Below are 19,141 nucleotides of genomic sequence, written 5' to 3'. Positions count from 1 at the left end.
TTGAGACTCCACGGGTTAATTCTGGGTCATATTGTAGCACTCATTAATCTTAACAACCGAGTGCAATTATTTATCCCGCTTTGATTAATGCGTATCGTTTCCATCATTAATCATCAAAGCAGTATCAATAAGTCGTCGTGCAATGGTTCCCAACGGGGCTATTTCAGGTAATTGATCTGCGGTTGCCCATATGGCATCGGTTAATTCTTCATAATCAGGTTTGATCTCGCCACCAGCATAATCTGCAATAAACCCCAACATCAAATTGGATGGAAATGCCCACGGCTGACTATCAAAATAACGAATATTGTTAACCATTATCCCTGTTTCTTCTAGTACTTCACGAGCAACACATTGTTCTGCCGTTTCACCCGGTTCAATAAATCCCGCAATCACAGTATACATACCGGTTTTATGACGAGGATGCTGAGCTAATAATAATTGGTTACCTTTGCGTACAGCGACAATGATACAAGGTGACACTCGAGGATAATGCACGCTATTACAACTTGAGCACTGCATTGCAAGTACGTTGGCGTCTAATTGCAACTTGTGCCCACAATGACAACAAAAACGCTGACTGTGCTGCATATACGCTAATTGTATCGCTCTTCCCGCCAAAGCAAATAACGTACTATCACCCGCCAGTAAGCATCTTAAATTAAAGAAATCATCCTCATCAAAGCCACTTTCTTCAACTAACCAATACACAGGTATTGTATTAAAATACCCCACAATACGTTTAGCTACGGTGCTACAAACAAGCTGCTCACTTGAACATAAAGGCAAACAGCCGTTTTGTAACAATAACTTGCCATTTCTAATCACACACCAATAAGCAATATTCTCATTTTTTAACATTTTTATTACTTTCATCCTTGCAGAAGCATAAATTTACTGGCAATCTAATCTTGAAACGGAATATTTATCCGAAACCATATCTCTTATATCAAGAGCCAGATCGCATAAGCATCGACATTAAGATGCTGATAGATCATGAGGATGTGCTCATGCTTAGTAAATTTGAACAAGTTAAAAAAGAATGGGGCGGCCATAACGATGTTATTGATCAATGGCTAATGATGCGTCAACAACTACTGATCGATTACTGTAAGCTAATTGGTATCACTCCCAATGACGATAATCGTCATCTACCTACCGCGTCCAAATTATGTTTATTTAGTGAAGATCTCGTTGATTATATTTCAGCGGGTCACTTCAAGATTTACGATAACGTAATGGCACGCTGGCATCAAACAGGCTTTTCACCAACAGAAGAAATGTCTGCCCTCTACGCAAAAATTACCTTAACCACCGAACCATTATTAAACTTTAATGATCGCTATGGCGCTATCAATGATAATAATCCATTAAACGCCCTTGATGATGATTTATCACAAGTTGGTGAATTAATGGAATCTCGCTTTGCGCTAGAAGATAAGTTAATTGAATTAATCAGTGATAGCCTTGCTTGTCCTCCTGGTGCTTAACCACCAGCACCGATAGCAATATCACTCATTATTGTGGCAGTGACCTTACTGCCATCTATTTCTCATGTTTAATAAAATCTACCACATCGTACTTCAACGATCCTTTGCCCTACTTTCTGACTCACCCCAGACTAAACCTTAAATCGCAGCCAATAAAAAAGGCACCCCGAAGGATGCCTTTTATAGTCAGTCACGATAAGAATTAATTCTCGTCGTTAAGACCTGCATTCAATAGTGCCGCTAAGTCTTGAGAGGCTTGCTCTGCATCAACTTGTGGTGCTACTGGCTCCAGTTCAACATTACGTTGATTCTGACGACGTTGGTGGTAAGAGAAACCAGTACCCGCAGGGATCAAACGACCCACGATTACGTTTTCTTTCAGACCACGAAGCTCATCACGCTTACCAGAAACAGCTGCTTCTGTTAGTACGCGCGTAGTTTCCTGGAACGATGCTGCTGAGATGAATGACTCAGTCGCAAGCGATGCTTTAGTGATACCAAGTAAGTCACGAGAGAAGCTTACTAGTGTCTTACCTTCAGCTTCTAGCTGACGGTTAGCAATCGTTACGCGAGAGAATTCAACTTGCTCGCCTTCTAGGAAATCAGAGTCACCAGCAACAGTGATAGTTACCTTACGTAGCATTTGACGAATGATAGTCTCAATGTGCTTATCATTAATCTTAACGCCTTGTAGACGGTAAACTTCCTGAACTTCGTTAACGATGTATTCTGCTACTGCGTGAACACCACGTAGACGTAGAATATCGTGCGGAGTTTCTGGACCATCGGCAATTACGTCACCCTTCTCAACTTTTTCACCTTCGAAAACGTTAAGTTGGCGATGCTTCAGGATCATCTCTTCGTACGGTTGACCTTCACTTGGAGTGATGATCAAGCGACGCTTACCTTTAGTTTCTTTACCGAATGATACAGCACCGGTAATTTCTGCCAAGATAGCTGGTTCTTTAGGCTTACGAGCTTCAAACAAGTCAGCAACGCGTGGTAGACCACCCGTGATATCCTTGTTACCGCCAGATTTTTGCGGAATACGTGATAACGTATCACCGATGCCAACCATAGCGCCATCGTCAAGCTGAACAATCGCCTTACCAGGTAGGAAGTATTGAGCTGGCATATCAGTACCAGGGATCATTACATCGTTACCATCTACATCAACAAGTTTGATAGCTGGACGCATATCTTTACCTGCAGCTGGGCGTGCTGCTGCATCAGTTACTTCGCTTGAAGATAGACCTGTTAGATCATCTGTTTGACGAGAAACTGTTACGCCATCAATCATATCAACGAACTGGATGCGACCAGCCACTTCAGTGATGATTGGCATGGTGTGAGCTTCCCAGTTTGCTACTGTTTCACCAGCAACAACCTCGGCGCCATCACCTTTAGTTAGCAACGTACCGTAAGACAGTTTGTAGTTCTCTTTCGTACGACCAAGCTTATCAATGATGCTTAGCTCAGATGCACGAGAAGTAATTACAAGCTTACCAGCGTTGTTAGTTACGAACTTCGCATTGTGCAGTTTCATAGAACCGGTAGTTTTCACTACGATCTTATTATCTGCAGCTGCTGCTGATGCCGCACCACCGATGTGGAACGTACGCATTGTTAGCTGTGTACCTGGTTCACCGATAGACTGCGCAGCAACAACACCTACTGCTTCACCTGAGTTGATCAGGTGACCACGAGCAAGGTCACGACCGTAACAGAACTTACAACAACCGAAGTCGTTTTCACACGTTACAACAGAACGTACTTTAACTTGGTCAACAGAGTTTGCTTCTAGAATCTCACACCACTTCTCATCAAGAAGTGTGTTACGTGGTGCTAGAACTTCTTCTGTACCAGGAATAAAGACATCTTCAGCAACAACACGGCCAAGAACACGATCACCTAGTTGTTCCTTAACATCACCACCCTCGATAAGAGGCATCATGGTGATACCAGCGTGAGTACCACAGTCATCTGCTGTGATTACCACGTCTTGTGCAACGTCTACTAGACGACGCGTTAGGTAACCTGAGTTCGCAGTCTTAAGTGCGGTATCCGCAAGACCCTTACGAGCACCGTGTGTAGAGATAAAGTACTGGAGTACGTTTAGACCTTCACGGAAGTTCGCAGTGATCGGCGTTTCGATGATTGAGCCATCCGGCTTAGCCATCAGACCACGCATACCCGCTAACTGACGAATCTGTGCAGCAGAACCACGCGCACCAGAATCGGCCATCATGTATACGCTGTTGAACGATTTCTGTTGTTCTTCAACGCCGTCACGGTTAATAACGGTATCAAAAGACAAGTTATCCATCATCGCTTTAGCAACTTGTTCGTTGGCTGTAGCCCAGATATCGATAACTTTGTTGTAACGTTCACCAGCAGTCACAAGACCTGACTGGAACTGCTCTTGAATTTCTGCAACTTCTGCTTCAGCTTCAGCGATTTTAGTGTACTTAGCCGCAGGTACAACCATATCGTCGATACCAACAGACACACCTGAAAGTGCCGCGTAAGCAAAACCTGTGTACATAATTTGGTCAGCAAAGATAACAGTATCTTTCATGCCCAACTTACGGTAACAAGTGTTAAGAAGCTTAGAAATTTGCTTCTTACCAAGTGCTTCAGTGTTAACAAGACTAAATGGCAAACCTTTAGGAACGATAGGCCATAGCATTGCACGACCAACAGTAGTATCAACTAAGCCAGTATTCTCGACAAAGTTACCCTGCTCATCTTTCACAAATTCAGTGATACGCACTTTAACGCGAGCGTGAAGCTCTGCCGTCTTAGTACGGTATGCTTTCTCAGCTTCTGCTGGTCCAGCAAGGTACATGCCTTCACCTTTCGCGTTGATACGATCACGCGTCATGTAGTAAAGACCCAATACAACGTCCTGAGAAGGTACGATGATCGGATCACCAGATGCTGGTGAAAGGATGTTGTTGGTAGACATCATTAGAGCACGTGCTTCAAGCTGTGCTTCAAGAGTCAATGGCAAGTGAACCGCCATCTGGTCACCATCGAAGTCGGCGTTGTATGCCGCACAAACTAGTGGGTGAAGCTGAATCGCTTTACCTTCGATTAGTGTTGGTTCAAATGCCTGAATACCTAGACGGTGCAATGTTGGTGCACGGTTAAGCATTACTGGGTGCTCACGAATAACTTCGTCTAGGATATCCCAAACGATCGCTTCTTCGCGCTCAACCATCTTCTTAGCAGCTTTGATAGTAGTCGCAAGACCACGTGCTTCTAGCTTGCCATAGATGAATGGCTTAAATAGCTCAAGTGCCATCTTCTTAGGAAGACCACACTGATGCAAACGTAAGTATGGACCTACGGTGATAACAGAACGACCAGAGTAGTCAACACGCTTACCTAGCAAGTTCTGACGGAAACGACCTTGCTTACCTTTGATCATGTCAGCCAAAGATTTTAGAGGACGCTTGTTAGAGCCTGTGATAGCGCGGCCACGACGACCGTTATCTAGTAATGCATCAACAGATTCCTGCAACATACGCTTTTCGTTACGTACGATGATATCAGGAGCAGCCAGGTCAAGTAGACGCTTCAGACGGTTGTTACGGTTGATTACACGACGGTAAAGATCGTTAAGATCTGAAGTCGCGAAACGGCCGCCGTCTAGTGGTACCAACGGACGAAGATCCGGCGGTAATACTGGCAGTACAGACAGGATCATCCACTCAGGGTTGTTTCCAGACTGTAGGAATGCTTCAACCAATTTAAGACGCTTGGTTAATTTCTTACGTTTAGTTTCAGAGTTAGTTTCTTCTAGCTCTTCACGCATATTTTCGATTTCAGCATTTAGGTCCATATTGCCTAAAAGTGCTTTAACCGCTTCTGCGCCCATCTTCGCGTCGAACTCGTCGCCCCACTCTTCAAGTGCATCCAAGTACTGCTCTTCAGAAAGCAGCTGGCTACGCTCAAGGTTGGTCATACCAGGTTCGATAACTACGTATGATTCAAAGTAAAGTACACGTTCGATATCACGTAGAGGCATGTCCATTAACAAACCGATACGAGATGGTAGTGACTTTAAGAACCAGATGTGGGCAACAGGTGAAGCAAGCTCAATGTGACCCATACGCTCACGGCGTACTTTAGTCTGAGTAACTTCAACACCACATTTTTCACAAATCACACCACGGTGCTTCAAGCGCTTGTACTTGCCACAAAGACACTCGTAGTCTTTTACCGGGCCAAAGATACGTGCACAGAAAAGACCGTCACGCTCAGGCTTGAAGGTACGATAGTTGATTGTTTCTGGCTTTTTAACTTCACCAAAAGACCATGAACGAATCATGTCAGGTGAAGCTAGACCGATTTTGATAGCATCAAATTCTTCGGTCTTATGTTGTGCTTTCAGAAACTTAAGTAAGTCTTTCACATTCGGCTCCTGTGAGGAGTTGACCCATAAAGGCGCCAGGACTACTGGCGCCTTCATATTTATACCGGAGTAACTAATAAGTATAGGTGACTAACCCAGTCTTATTCGTCTTCCAGCTCGATGTTGATACCCAACGAGCGGATTTCTTTCAACAATACGTTGAATGATTCCGGCATACCAGGTTCCATACGATGATCACCGTCAACGATGTTTTTATACATCTTCGTACGGCCGTTAACGTCATCTGACTTAACGGTTAGCATTTCTTGAAGGGTGTACGCTGCGCCATATGCTTCAAGCGCCCATACTTCCATCTCACCGAAACGCTGACCACCGAACTGAGCTTTACCACCCAGCGGCTGCTGAGTAACAAGGCTATAAGAACCGGTAGAACGGGCGTGCATCTTGTCATCAACCAAGTGGTTCAGTTTAAGCATGTACATGTAACCAACAGTTACAGGACGCTCAAATGCATCACCAGTACGGCCATCAAACAACTTCAGCTGGCCAGACGTTGGAAGATCACCAAGTTGTAACAGCTCTTTGATAGATGATTCTGGACAACCATCAAATACAGGCGTTGCAATTGGTAGACCTTTACGAAGGTTTTGTACCAAAGTACGTACTTCGTCGTCTGATAGTTCAGCAATGTCGACTTTCTGGCGAGTATCACCAAGATTGTAAACACGTTGTAGGAAGTTACGGAACTTATGTAACTCCTGCTGTTCTTTCAGCATATCGTTAAGCTTGTCACCGATACCTTTCGCCGCAAGACCTAAGTGAGTCTCGAGGATCTGACCGATGTTCATACGTGACGGTACACCCAATGGGTTTAGTACGATATCAACAGTCTGACCTTTTTCATCGTATGGCATGTCTTCAACAGGGTTGATCTTAGAGATTACACCCTTGTTACCGTGACGACCTGCCATCTTATCACCAGGTTGGATGCGACGACGAACAGCTAGGTATACTTTAACAATCTTAAGTACGCCAGGTGCTAGATCATCACCCTGAGTGATTTTACGACGTTTAGTTTCAAACTTCTTATCGAACTCAGCTTTCAGTTCATCATACTGTTCTGCAAGCTGTTCCAATTGGTTTTGTAAAGCTTCATCGTCAAGCGTTTGTGCAAACAATGTATCGCGGTTCATTGAAGAAATCTTATCTTCGCCGTAACCTGCAGATAGTAGAAGCGTACGTACACGAGCAAGAAGACCACCCTCAAGGATCTGGAATTCTTCTGTAATATCTTTCTTCGCTTCTTTCAGCTGCATCTCTTCAATTTCAAGAGCACGCTTGTCTTTCTCAACGCCATCGCGAGTAAATACTTGTACGTCAATGATCGTACCAGTAACACTACCAGGAACACGTAGAGATGAATCTTTAACGTCAGAAGCTTTCTCACCAAAGATAGCTCGTAGAAGCTTCTCTTCAGGCGTCAGTTGCGTTTCACCTTTAGGGGTTACTTTACCAACTAGGATGTCGCCACCCTTCACTTCTGCACCGATGTAAACGATACCTGATTCGTCCAACTTAGAAAGCGCTGCTTCACCCACGTTAGGGATATCGGCAGTGATTTCCTCAGAACCCAACTTCGTATCACGCGCCACACAAGAAAGCTCTTGAATGTGGATTGTGGTGAAACGATCTTCCTGAACTACACGCTCAGAAACTAAGATGGAGTCTTCGAAGTTGTAACCGTTCCAAGGCATGAACGCGATACGCATGTTTTGACCAAGCGCTAGCTCACCAAGGTCTGTTGAAGGACCATCAGCAAGAACATCACCACGTGCTACTGGCTCGCCAGGCAGTACAGTTGGACGCTGGTTAATACATGTGTTCTGGTTAGAACGGGTGTACTTAGTTAAGTTGTAGATATCGATACCGGCTTCGCCAGGAATCAATTCGTCTTCGTTAACTTTGATAACGATACGAGAAGCATCTACAGACTGAACTTGGCCGCCACGTTTAGCAACAGCAGTTACACCAGAGTCAACACCGATCTGACGCTCAATACCAGTACCCACTAACGGCTTATCAGCACGAATAGTAGGAACTGCCTGACGTTGCATGTTCGCACCCATAAGGGCACGGTTAGCATCATCGTGTTCTAGGAACGGGATTAGAGATGCCGCCACAGATACAACTTGGTTAGTTGCAACGTCCATATATTGAACATGGTCGCGTGGGTGCAAACCTGAATCGCCTTTCTGACGAGCAGTAATTAATTCATCAGTAAAAGAACCATCTTCGTTAAGCGCAGCATTTGCCTGTGCAATAACGTATAGACCTTCTTCAATTGCTGATAGGTATTCGATGTGATCCGAAACTTTTCCATCTACAACTTTACGGTAAGGTGTTTCCAAGAAACCGTAAGAGTTACAACGCGCAAATACAGATAGCGAGTTGATTAGACCGATGTTTGGACCTTCAGGAGTTTCGATAGGACATAGACGACCGTAGTGAGTCGCGTGTACGTCTCGAACCTCAAAACCAGCACGTTCACGAGTCAGACCACCTGGACCAAGCGCCGAGATACGACGTTTGTGAGTAACTTCTGACAACGGGTTGTTCTGGTCCATAAACTGTGACAATTGAGAAGAGCCAAAGAACTCTTTCACTGCCGCAGAAATAGGCTTCGCGTTGATTAAGTCTTGAGGCATGATTGCATCAAGATCGCCTAAACTTAGACGCTCTTTAACAGCACGCTCAACACGAACTAGACCTACACGGAATTGGTTTTCAGCCATTTCGCCCACAGAGCGAATACGACGGTTACCAAGGTGGTCGATATCATCAACCTCGCCTTTGCCGTTACGGATATCGATCAACTTCTTCATCACTTCAATGATGTCGTCGTTGCTAAGGATACCAGGACCAGTTATTTCTTCACGAAGAAGAGAACTGTTGAACTTCATACGACCAACAGCAGAAAGATCGTAACGATCTTCAGAGAAGAACAAGCTTTCAAATAATTGATCAGCTGCTTCACGTGTTGGCGGCTCGCCAGGGCGCATCATACGGTAGATTTCTACCAATGCACTTAGACGATCAGTACTGTTATCAACACGTAGTGTTTCTGACATGTACGGACCATGGTCTAAATCGTTCGTAAACAGAACTTCAATAGACTTATGACTCGCCTGAGATAGAAGTGCTAATGCTTCCAAGCTTAATTCTTGGTTAGCCGTAACAATCAGTTCGCCAGTTTCTTCGTTGATGTAATCACGTGCAGCGATTTTGCCAACGATATATTCAACAGGTACTTCGATACTATCAATGCCATCTTTCGCCAATTGACGAATATGACGAGCAGTGATACGACGACCTTGCTCTACGTAAACAGTACCGTTCGCTTCGATATCAAAGCTTGCAGTTTCGCCACGTAGACGCTCAGGTACTAACTCCATAACTAGAGACTTACCGCGTACTTCGAAATTAATCTTATCGAAGAACATGTCAAGAATCTGTTCAGTTGTGTAGTTAAGTGCGCGAAGGATAATAGACGCAGGTAATTTACGACGACGGTCGATACGTACGAAAAGATTATCCTTAGGATCAAACTCGAAATCCAACCATGAACCACGGTAAGGGATAACACGAGCGTTATATAACACTTTACCTGAGGAGTGGGTTTTACCCTTATCGCTGTCAAAGAATACACCAGGACTACGGTGCAGCTGAGATACGATAACCCTCTCGGTACCGTTAATAACGAATGTACCGTTATCTGTCATGAGCGGAATTTCGCCCATGTAAACTTCTTGTTCTTTAATGTCTTTTACGGTGCCAGCCGGCGCATCTCGATCATACATGACCAGACGTAGCTTCACGCGTAGTGGAGCAGAATAAGTTACGCCACGAATTTGACATTCTTTGACATCGAAGACCGGCTCACCGAGACGATAGCTAACGTATTGCAGCTCGGAATTGCCATTATAGCTCTGGATAGGAAAAACAGAGCGAAAGGCAGCTTCTAGACCGTAATGCCCTTCTGGATCCTGCTCGATAAATTTTTGGAAAGAATCAAGCTGGATCGATAGCAAGTATGGTGCATCCAACACTTGTGGACGCTTACCAAAATCCTTACGGATACGCTTTTTCTCGGTATAAGAGTAAACCATAGGTTCCTCAGATCGCTGATAAGTGATCCAAACTACCCCATATCACATGCGGGGGTAGTGACTAATCGTTGTTTTTTATAGTAGGAATATTCTAATGAAACTAGAATATTTTTTACGCAGACAGTGGATACAAAACAAGGTAAAAATACCACCGGTCTATAGCGCAAAAAGGCCGGTGGCATTTTTGCCACCAGCCAATAGCCATAAAAGGCTATGAAATCAAATAATAATTATTTAACTTCAACAGAAGCACCAGCTTCTTCTAATTGAGCTTTAAGAGCTTCAGCTTCAGCTTTATCTACGCCTTCTTTAACAGCAGCAGGAGCGCCGTCAACTACAGCTTTAGCTTCTTTAAGGCCAAGACCAGTTGCGCCACGTACAGCTTTGATAACTTGTACTTTGTTAGCGCCAGCAGCTGTTAGGATTACGTCAAATTCAGTTTGCTCTTCAGCTGCGTCTGCAGCTGCGCCGCCTGCAACTACTGCAGCAGCAGCAGAAACACCGAATTTTTCTTCCATAGCTTCAATAAGCTCAACAACTTGCATTACAGACATTTCTGCAACTGCGTCTAGGATTTGCTCGTTAGTGATAGACATAACAATTCTCTTTTAAAGTCAACAATAAGTATAAATAGTAATCAGATAAAACGCGGCAATTAAGCTGCAGCTTCTTCTTTCTGATCACGTACAGCCGCGATAGTACGTACAAGTTTACCAGCAGACGCTTCTTTCATGCACATCATTAGGCGTGCGATAGCTTCGTCGTAAGTTGGTAGAGTTGCTAGTACATCAGCGTTGGCAATAGCGCCTTCGAATGCAGCAGCTTTGATCTCGAAGCTTTTATTCTCTTTAGCGAAGTCTTTGAAAAGACGCGCTGCAGCACCTGGGTGCTCATTAGAGAAGCCGATTAGTGAAGGACCAACAAAAACGTCTTGTAGACATTCGAAGTTAGTACCTTCAACTGCACGACGTGCTAATGTGTTACGAACAACTCTTAGGTAAACACCAGCTTCACGAGCTTGTTTACGTAGAGTTGTCATTGCACACACACTAACACCGCGAGAGTCAGCAACAACTGCAGACAGGGCACCATTGGCAGCTTCGTTGACTTCAGCAACAATTGCTTTTTTGTCTTGAAGATTTAATGCCATTGGATTTGCTCCTGGATAATTTCTGGGTAACCCCAGTATTTACACCACTCACTGCCGGTTGACAGGAGAGTTTTACGGCGCAGATCCAAAAAAGACTTACATCAATCATGTTCTGGCACCGTCTACGTAGGTAAATTAAGTTCCGAAAAACACCTACGGTCTTTGACGGAGGTTAATTGAAAACAATCAACCTCAGCCACGAATTCGGAAACGACAAATTATACACTAACTTATCGCTTCTGCAAATTAGTTTACGCTACGCTAGCTTTCAGAGAATTCTGATCTAACGCTACACCTGCACCCATAGTGGTAGAGATGCTTACTTTCTTAATGAAAGTACCTTTCGCTGAAGACGGCTTAGCGCGCTTCAGTGCAACTAAAAGAGCTTCTAAGTTCTCTTGTAGTTGAGCGGCATCAAAGTTCACCTTACCGATAGTAGTGTGAATGATACCATTTTTGTCGTTACGGTAACGAACCTGACCAGCTTTAGCATTTTTAACTGCTTCAGCAACATTAGGAGTTACAGTACCAACTTTAGGGTTTGGCATAAGACCACGAGGACCAAGAATGGTACCAAGTTGACCTACAACGCGCATTGCATCAGGAGATGCGATAACCACGTCAAAGTTCATTTCGCCTTTCTTAACAAGAGCAGCTAGATCTTCCATACCTACAAGCTCAGCGCCAGCTTCTTTAGCAGCTTCAGCGTTTGCGCCTTGTGTAAATACAGCAACACGGATGTCACGGCCAGTACCGTTAGGTAGTACAGTTGCACCACGAACGTTTTGGTCTGATTTACGTGCATCGATGCCAAGGTTAACAGCAACGTCAACACTTTCAACGAATTTAGCAGTAGCTAGTTCTTTAAGAAGAGCAACAGCCTCGGTGATGTCGTATTCACGAGTAGCATCTACTTTGTCGCGGATAACGCGCATGCGCTTAGTCAGTTTAGCCATTATCTTAACCCTCTACCACTAGGCCCATTGAGCGAGCAGTACCAGCAATTGAACGCTTCATAGCTTCAATGTCAGCACCAGTCATGTCTGCAGCTTTAGTCTCAGCGATCTCTTGGATCTGAGCGTCAGTTACAGTACCCACTTTGTCAGTGTTCGGACGGCCAGAACCAGACTTAAGACCAGCAGCTTTAAGCAGAAGAACTGCAGCAGGTGGTGTCTTAGTGATGAACGTGAAAGAACGGTCACTGTAAACAGTGATAACAACTGGAGTCGGAAGACCTTTCTCTACTGAGTCAGTCTTAGCGTTAAACGCCTTACAGAATTCCATGATGTTCACACCATGTTGACCAAGAGCTGGACCAACTGGTGGACTTGGATTCGCTGCACCAGCTGCAACTTGCAGCTTAATGTAAGCTTCTACTTTTTTAGCCATTGCTATATACCTAATTTTGGGTTCAAACGTCTATTTTAAACAAATAGACTCCCCGTCTAACGAAAGGGCGCGAAATTATAGCCTAATTCCACGCCCCTGACAATACGAGTTGAACAGAATTTGATCAGTTCTTTTCGATTTGACCGAACTCTAGTTCTACTGGTGTTGCACGACCGAAAATTGATACAGAAACCTTAACACGGCTCTTATCATAGTCAACTGATTCAATCGTACCATTAAAATCAGCAAATGGACCATCTGTAACACGTACCACTTCACCAGGCTCAAATACTGTTTTATGTACTGGAGACTCACTAGCTTGCTGTAAACGATTTAAGATCGCATCTGCTTCTTTATCAGAAATTGGAGCTGGACGATCAGAAGTACCACCAATGAACCCCATTACACGAGGAATACTACGTACAAGGTGCCATGTTTCATCGTTCATCACCATTTGTACAAGTACATAGCCAGGGAAGAACTTGCGTTCACTCTTACGGCGTTGGCCGGCACGCATTTCTACCACTTCTTCCGTCGGTACTAAAACCTCGTCAAAGTGCTCTTCCATACCATGAATTTTGATATGTTCACGTAGTGATTGCGCTACACGGCCTTCAAAACCTGAAAAAGCCTGTACTACATACCAACGTTTCTTTGGAGCTTCGATCATGAATTTTTACCTCACGCGCCAGTAACTAGGCGCACTAAACGGACCATAATGCCATCAATCCCCCAAAGGGCTAATGCCATTACGACAGTGACTGCTAGAACAATAAAGGTTGTCTGCGTAGCTTCCTGACGAGTAGGCCACACTACTTTGCGGACTTCCATGCGTGACTCACGTGCAAACGTAATCACGGATTTACCTTTAGCTGTTAATGCGGCAACAATACCAGCAATAACCACAAGGGCTACAACTGCAGAAGAGCGCAGAACAACAGAAACATCACTGTATAGGTAATTACCAACCACAGCAGCAGCTAGCAAAGCAAAAACCACGACCCATTTAAGGCCATCCATTTTGCTTTCGCTTTCTTGGTTTTCGGCATTTGCTTTCATACAACCAACCTGTAACTAGTCTTAATCATCTAGACGAAAATAACCCCGCAAGGGCGAGGTCAGGATGAAGAAAAAGGTCTAAACCTTTAATAACATTATTAAAAACTTCATCTTTACGAAATTTCATTTCCACACAGCGAACAAAAAACACGCAGTTTCAAGTTAAAGTGTAGAAAAAGGGCATCAAATGATGCCCTTTTTAGTGCTCTGTCGTCAAATTTAATTCAACGATATTAGCGTAATTTATGCAACGATAGTTGCAACAACACCAGCACCAACTGTACGACCACCTTCACGGATAGCAAAACGTAGACCTTCATCCATCGCGATAGGTGCGATTAGAGTAACAGTCATAGAGATGTTATCACCAGGCATTACCATTTCAACGCCTTCTGGTAACTCGATAGTACCAGTTACGTCAGTTGTACGGAAGTAGAACTGTGGACGGTAACCTTTGAAGAAAGGAGTGTGACGACCACCTTCATCTTTAGAAAGCACATAGATTTCTGAAGTGAAAGTTGTGTGTGGAGTGATTGAACCTGGCTTAGCAAGAACTTGACCACGTTGAACGTCATCACGCTTAGTACCACGTAGAAGAACACCAACGTTCTCACCAGCACGGCCTTCGTCAAGAAGCTTACGGAACATCTCAACACCAGTACAAGTAGTTGTAATAGTGTCTACGATACCGATGATAGCAACTTCGTCACCAACACGTACGATACCTTGCTCAATACGACCAGTTACAACAGTACCACGGCCTTGGATTGAGAAAACATCTTCGATTGGAAGGATGAATGGTAGATCGATAGCACGCTCTGGCTCTGGAATGTAAGTATCTAGAGCTTCAGCTAGTTCAACAATCTTAGCTTCCCACTCAGCTTCGCCGTTTAGCGCGCCTAGTGCAGAACCCATGATTACTGGGCAATCATCACCTGGGAAATCGTACTCAGAAAGAAGTTCACGAACTTCCATCTCTACTAGTTCAAGTAGTTCTTCATCATCAACCATGTCACACTTGTTCATGAATACGATGATGTAAGGAATACCAACTTGACGACCAAGTAGGATGTGCTCACGTGTTTGAGGCATAGGACCGTCAGTTGCAGCAACAACTAGGATACCACCATCCATTTGAGCAGCACCAGTGATCATGTTTTTAACATAATCGGCGTGTCCAGGACAGTCTACGTGTGCGTAGTGACGAGTAGGAGTATCGTATTCTACGTGAGAAGTAGAGATAGTGATACCGCGCTCGCGCTCTTCAGGAGCGTTATCGATAGATGCGAAGTCTTTAGCAACACCACCGTACACTTTTGCAAGTGTAGTACAGATAGCAGCTGTTAGAGTTGTTTTACCGTGGTCAACGTGACCGATTGTACCAACGTTAACATGCGGTTTTAGACGTTCAAATTTTTCTTTAGACACAATTGTGTTCCTTCCTAGTTAAGATACGCCCCCTACTAGGTCGGGGACGGCTCTGAAGTTTGTATTTTATGCGTCAATAGCCATTGACGCAATAATGAAATTAAATACGTTCAGCAATAATTTTATCAGTAACGTTCTTTGGCATTTCAGCGTACTCGCTAAACTCCATAGAATAAGACGCGCGGCCTTGTGTTGCCGATCTTAAATCAGTTGCATATCCAAACATTGCTGATAGTGGAACTTGCGCACGAATAATTTTAATACCCGCGTTGCCTTCTTCCATACCTTCGATCATGCCGCGGCGACGGTTAAGATCACCAACAACATCACCCATCCAATCTTCTGGCGTAGTAATTTCAACTTTCATCATCGGTTCAAGCAATACTGGAGTTGCATCAAGTGCACCTTGTCGTAATGCCATTGAACCTGCGATTTTAAATGCAATTTCGCTTGAATCAGTGTCGTGGTAAGAGCCATCAACTAATGTCGCTTTGACATCAATCATCGGGTAGCCTGCTAGCACGCCACTCTTCATTTGCTCTTCAATACCTGTAGCAACCGCACTAATGTATTCTTTAGGTACACTGCCACCGACAATTTCATCTACGAAGACAAAACCTTCACCCGGTTCTGATGGTTCAAGATTCAGCCATACATGACCATATTGGCCACGACCGCCAGTTTCACCAGCTTGACGAATGAATTTACCTTCAACTTTAGTATTACCACGAATAGTTTCACGGTAAGCAACTTGGGGTTTACCCACGTTACAGTTGACGTTAAATTCGCGCTTCATACGATCAACGATGATATCTAGGTGAAGCTCACCCATGCCAGAAATTAGAATCTGACCTGATTCAACGTCGGTCTCAACGCGGAAAGATGGATCTTCTGCTGCTAGCTTGTCTAGCGCGATTGTCATCTTATCTTGATCAGCTACAGAACGTGGTTCAACCACAATCTGAATAACCGGTTCGGGGAATTCCATACGCTCAAGAATCACTTTATGATTTTGATCACACAGAGTATCGCCTGTTGTTGCAAATTTAAGACCAATGGCCGCCGCAATATCACCAGCGCGCACTTCTTTGATCTCTTCGCGTTTATTAGCATGCATCTGAACGATACGGCCTAAACGCTCGCGTTTTTCTTTAATGGTGTTATAAACAGTATCACCTGAATTAACAACACCTGAGTATACGCGCATGAAAGTCAATGTACCTACGAACGGGTCGGTTGCGATTTTGAACGCTAGTGCTGAGAATGGTTCGTCATCACTTGAATGACGCTCAACAGGGTTACCGTGTTCGTCTTCACCAGTAATTGCTTTTACTTCAGTTGGTGAAGGTAGAAAATCAACAACGGCATCTAGTACGGCTTGAACACCTTTGTTCTTAAATGCAGAACCACAAGTTGCCAGTACGATTTCGTTGTTTAGGGTACGTTGACGCAGACCCGCTTTAATTTCAGCTTCAGTCAGTTCACCTTCTTCAAGGTATTTATCCATTAGTTCATCATTAGCTTCTGCTGCTGATTCAACTAAGTTCATGCGCCACTCTTCTGCTAACTCTTGCATGTCAGCAGGAATATCTTCATAGGTAAAACTGGTGCCTTGATCAACATCAGACCAATTAATGGCCTTCATTTTGATCAGGTCAATTACACCTTTAAATTCATCTTCAGTACCAATATTTAATTGCAGTGGTACTGGTGTAGCTCCAAGACGGTGTTTGATCTGCTCGATAACGCGGAAGAAATCTGCGCCCGTGCGATCCATCTTGTTGATAAAAACAATACGAGGAACTTCATATCGATCGGCTTGACGCCATACAGTCTCAGACTGAGGCTCTACACCTGAAGCACCACAGAACACAACAACAGCACCATCAAGTACGCGCAGTGATCGTTCAACTTCAATGGTGAAGTCTACGTGCCCTGGAGTATCAATAATGTTGATTCGGTGCTCGTCGAACTGCTTGTCCATACCGCGCCAAAAGGTGGTCGTAGCAGCAGAGGTGATAGTGATACCACGTTCTTGCTCCTGCTCCATCCAATCCATAGTAGCAGCGCCGTCGTGTACTTCACCAATCTTATGAGATAGACCTGTATAAAACAGGATGCGCTCGGTAGTGGTTGTTTTACCGGCGTCAACGTGAGCACAGATACCGATATTACGGTAGCGCTCGATAGGCGTTTTGCGAGCCACGGCTGTATCCTCTTACTAAGGTGAACCTTAGAAAATGGTTTAGGCACAGCAGGAAAACCTGCTGTGCCCAAGCGGTATTACCAGCTATATTACCAGCGGTAATGTGCGAACGCTTTGTTCGCATCTGCCATACGGTGAACGTCTTCACGTTTCTTAACAGCAGAACCTTTGTTGTCAGCTGCATCTAGCATTTCGCCTGCAAGACGCTGAGCCATAGATTTTTCACCACGCTTACGCGCAGCTTCAACTAACCAACGCATAGCTAGTGCATTACGACGTACTGGACGTACTTCTACAGGCACCTGGTAAGTTGAACCACCCACACGGCGAGATTTAACTTCTACCGCTGGACGTACATTTTCAAGAGCTTTTTCGAATACAGATAAGTGTTCTTCACCAGAACGCTCAGCCATAGTTTCTAGTGCAGAGTAAACAATTTTTTCTGCAGTAGATTTCTTTCCGTCAACCATTAGGATGTTAACGAATTTTGCCAGCAATTCTGATTTGAATTTAGGATCTGGAAGGATCTTACGCTGACCGATTACGCGACGACGTGGCATGGATTATCTCCGTTGTCTTCTTCAGGTTATCCAAAACTTTTCAGTTTCTTCAAAATTAAATAATTTTAGTGTTTGGCCTTACTTAACGGAATCCATTAAGACTTAGGACGCTTCACACCGTACTTAGAACGACCTTGTTTACGGTCATTAACGCCTGCACAGTCAAGTGCACCACGAACAGTGTGGTAACGAACACCCGGTAAGTCTTTAACACGACCACCGCGGATAAGAACAACTGAGTGCTCCTGAAGGTTGTGACCTTCACCGCCGATGTATGATGTTACTTCAAAACCGTTTGTTAGACGAACACGACAAACTTTACGTAATGCTGAGTTCGGTTTTTTAGGTGTAGTAGTGTAAACACGAGTACATACACCACGTTTCTGTGGGCACGCTTCTAGTGCTGGCACGTTGCTTTTTACAACTTGCTTAGCACGTGGCTTACGTACCAACTGGTTAATAGTTGCCATTAAATAGCTCCTGATTGTTACTTTCGTAAGGTGAAAAATCTGCCTCCCAACAACAGGAGGACGCGAAATTTTAGGCATCGCACCTAAAGGTGTCAAGATCTAACCAACGATCAATTAAGTGATCATTTCTTAAACAATCACTTTTTTGTCCATATATTGTTACTAATAATGGCTTGTTACGCCCATTTCATGTGCTTATCATGCCTTTCAGTGAGCGTAACAAACCCTTTGTAATCAATAACATCTAGATCTTTATCACATTTATCTTGCAAACCGCGCGCAATAATATCGGCTTCTAGTAAATAAATTTTTACGCCAATATTTTTTATTAAATCAAAGTAAATATTTTCGCTCAAGGCGACAATTACAGCGTCTTCGAGCAATAAGATCTCATCACCAGCGCAAATAAACTGTAAACATTGTGCCAATGAGTGGCTCTGAAATGGTGATCGGGTCACAGTATGTAACATCGGCACCTCAAAATGTGAGAATTTGGTGGCAACAATGCAATCTTGTCACCAGCTCAGAATGGGGACAGGTATTTACGTCAATTAATAAATCATCGACGCTTAATCCGCGTTCAATTAATGACTGCTGACAAACATAAATATTTTCGATATCGTACAGAGGCAGCATTTTAAAAGTCGCGATATAATTACGACTTAAAATAGCATCTGGCTGCTGATGCTTAACCAGTTGTAATACCCCATCACCAATAAAAAACACGTCTAATGCTTCAGTGTAAGCTGAAGCCGCCAATAACGCATCTAAACCTTCACGACCACAACTACTGCCATGAGGTGGCTGACGAAAAACAAAGCCTAAGTTATTCACTCAATTAA

At 44.0% G+C, this 19,141-nt stretch carries 16 protein-coding genes; 1 reads left to right on the top strand and 15 read right to left on the bottom strand.

Annotation, left to right across the window (positions count from 1 at the left end):
• Nucleotides 1-84: 84 nt before the first annotated feature.
• Nucleotides 85-861 (bottom strand): NAD(+) diphosphatase, encoded by a 777-nt coding sequence (nudC, locus tag Q0V26_RS02025; RefSeq protein ID WP_297476193.1) that lies wholly within the window; start codon nt 859-861, stop codon nt 85-87.
• A gap of 149 nt (nt 862-1,010) precedes the next feature.
• Between nudC and rsd the strand changes: the two genes are divergently transcribed.
• Nucleotides 1,011-1,490: a sigma D regulator gene (rsd, locus tag Q0V26_RS02020; RefSeq protein ID WP_297476190.1), complete on the top strand. Its 480-nt coding sequence runs from the start codon at nt 1,011-1,013 to the stop codon at nt 1,488-1,490.
• Between the two features lie 202 nt (nt 1,491-1,692).
• Here the strand turns inward: rsd and rpoC are convergent, their stop codons facing one another.
• From rpoC to tusC, 14 genes are all read right to left on the bottom strand, one after another.
• Nucleotides 1,693-5,910: a DNA-directed RNA polymerase subunit beta' gene (gene rpoC, locus Q0V26_RS02015; protein WP_297476188.1), complete on the bottom strand. Its 4,218-nt coding sequence runs from the start codon at nt 5,908-5,910 to the stop codon at nt 1,693-1,695.
• Nucleotides 5,911-6,011: 101 nt separating this feature from the next.
• Nucleotides 6,012-10,037, bottom strand: coding sequence for a DNA-directed RNA polymerase subunit beta (gene rpoB / locus Q0V26_RS02010; protein WP_297476185.1), 4,026 nt, complete (start codon nt 10,035-10,037; stop codon nt 6,012-6,014).
• A gap of 230 nt (nt 10,038-10,267) precedes the next feature.
• Nucleotides 10,268-10,633 carry a 50S ribosomal protein L7/L12 gene (gene rplL / locus Q0V26_RS02005; RefSeq protein WP_061000598.1) on the bottom strand — a complete coding sequence of 122 codons (366 nt, stop codon included), beginning with the start codon at nt 10,631-10,633 and terminating at the stop codon, nt 10,268-10,270.
• Between the two features lie 59 nt (nt 10,634-10,692).
• Nucleotides 10,693-11,187 carry a 50S ribosomal protein L10 gene (gene rplJ, locus Q0V26_RS02000; RefSeq protein ID WP_036788959.1) on the bottom strand — a complete coding sequence of 165 codons (495 nt, stop codon included), beginning with the start codon at nt 11,185-11,187 and terminating at the stop codon, nt 10,693-10,695.
• Nucleotides 11,188-11,438: 251 nt separating this feature from the next.
• On the bottom strand, nt 11,439-12,143 hold the full coding sequence (rplA, locus tag Q0V26_RS01995) for a 50S ribosomal protein L1 (RefSeq protein WP_297476145.1): 705 nt from the start codon (nt 12,141-12,143) through the stop codon (nt 11,439-11,441).
• Nucleotides 12,144-12,147: 4 nt separating this feature from the next.
• Nucleotides 12,148-12,576 (bottom strand): 50S ribosomal protein L11, encoded by a 429-nt coding sequence (gene rplK, locus Q0V26_RS01990; protein WP_080175050.1) that lies wholly within the window; start codon nt 12,574-12,576, stop codon nt 12,148-12,150.
• A gap of 124 nt (nt 12,577-12,700) precedes the next feature.
• Nucleotides 12,701-13,246: a transcription termination/antitermination protein NusG gene (gene nusG / locus Q0V26_RS01985; protein ID WP_045038844.1), complete on the bottom strand. Its 546-nt coding sequence runs from the start codon at nt 13,244-13,246 to the stop codon at nt 12,701-12,703.
• A gap of 11 nt (nt 13,247-13,257) precedes the next feature.
• Nucleotides 13,258-13,635, bottom strand: a complete 378-nt coding sequence (gene secE, locus Q0V26_RS01980; RefSeq protein WP_297476136.1) for a preprotein translocase subunit SecE — start codon at nt 13,633-13,635, stop codon at nt 13,258-13,260.
• A 243-nt stretch (nt 13,636-13,878) separates the two neighbouring features.
• Nucleotides 13,879-15,063, bottom strand: a complete 1,185-nt coding sequence (tuf, locus tag Q0V26_RS01975) for an elongation factor Tu (protein WP_297476133.1) — start codon at nt 15,061-15,063, stop codon at nt 13,879-13,881.
• A 100-nt stretch (nt 15,064-15,163) separates the two neighbouring features.
• Nucleotides 15,164-17,269, bottom strand: coding sequence for an elongation factor G (gene fusA / locus Q0V26_RS01970; protein WP_297476130.1), 2,106 nt, complete (start codon nt 17,267-17,269; stop codon nt 15,164-15,166).
• 89 nt (nt 17,270-17,358) lie between these two features.
• Nucleotides 17,359-17,829 (bottom strand): 30S ribosomal protein S7, encoded by a 471-nt coding sequence (gene rpsG / locus Q0V26_RS01965; protein WP_080158724.1) that lies wholly within the window; start codon nt 17,827-17,829, stop codon nt 17,359-17,361.
• A 95-nt stretch (nt 17,830-17,924) separates the two neighbouring features.
• Nucleotides 17,925-18,299, bottom strand: coding sequence for a 30S ribosomal protein S12 (gene rpsL, locus Q0V26_RS01960; protein WP_004399892.1), 375 nt, complete (start codon nt 18,297-18,299; stop codon nt 17,925-17,927).
• 176 nt (nt 18,300-18,475) lie between these two features.
• Entirely contained in the window at nt 18,476-18,769 is a 294-nt protein-coding gene (gene tusB, locus Q0V26_RS01955; RefSeq protein ID WP_297475361.1) for a sulfurtransferase complex subunit TusB, read from the bottom strand.
• Nucleotides 18,770-18,776: 7 nt separating this feature from the next.
• Nucleotides 18,777-19,133, bottom strand: a complete 357-nt coding sequence (tusC, locus tag Q0V26_RS01950; protein WP_297475358.1) for a sulfurtransferase complex subunit TusC — start codon at nt 19,131-19,133, stop codon at nt 18,777-18,779.
• Between the last annotated feature and the right edge of the window lie 8 nt (nt 19,134-19,141).

This window comes from uncultured Photobacterium sp. (assembly GCF_947039875.1).
Taxonomy (GTDB): Bacteria; Pseudomonadota; Gammaproteobacteria; order Enterobacterales; family Vibrionaceae; genus Photobacterium.
This window is presented reverse-complemented; position numbering and strand designations above follow the sequence as displayed.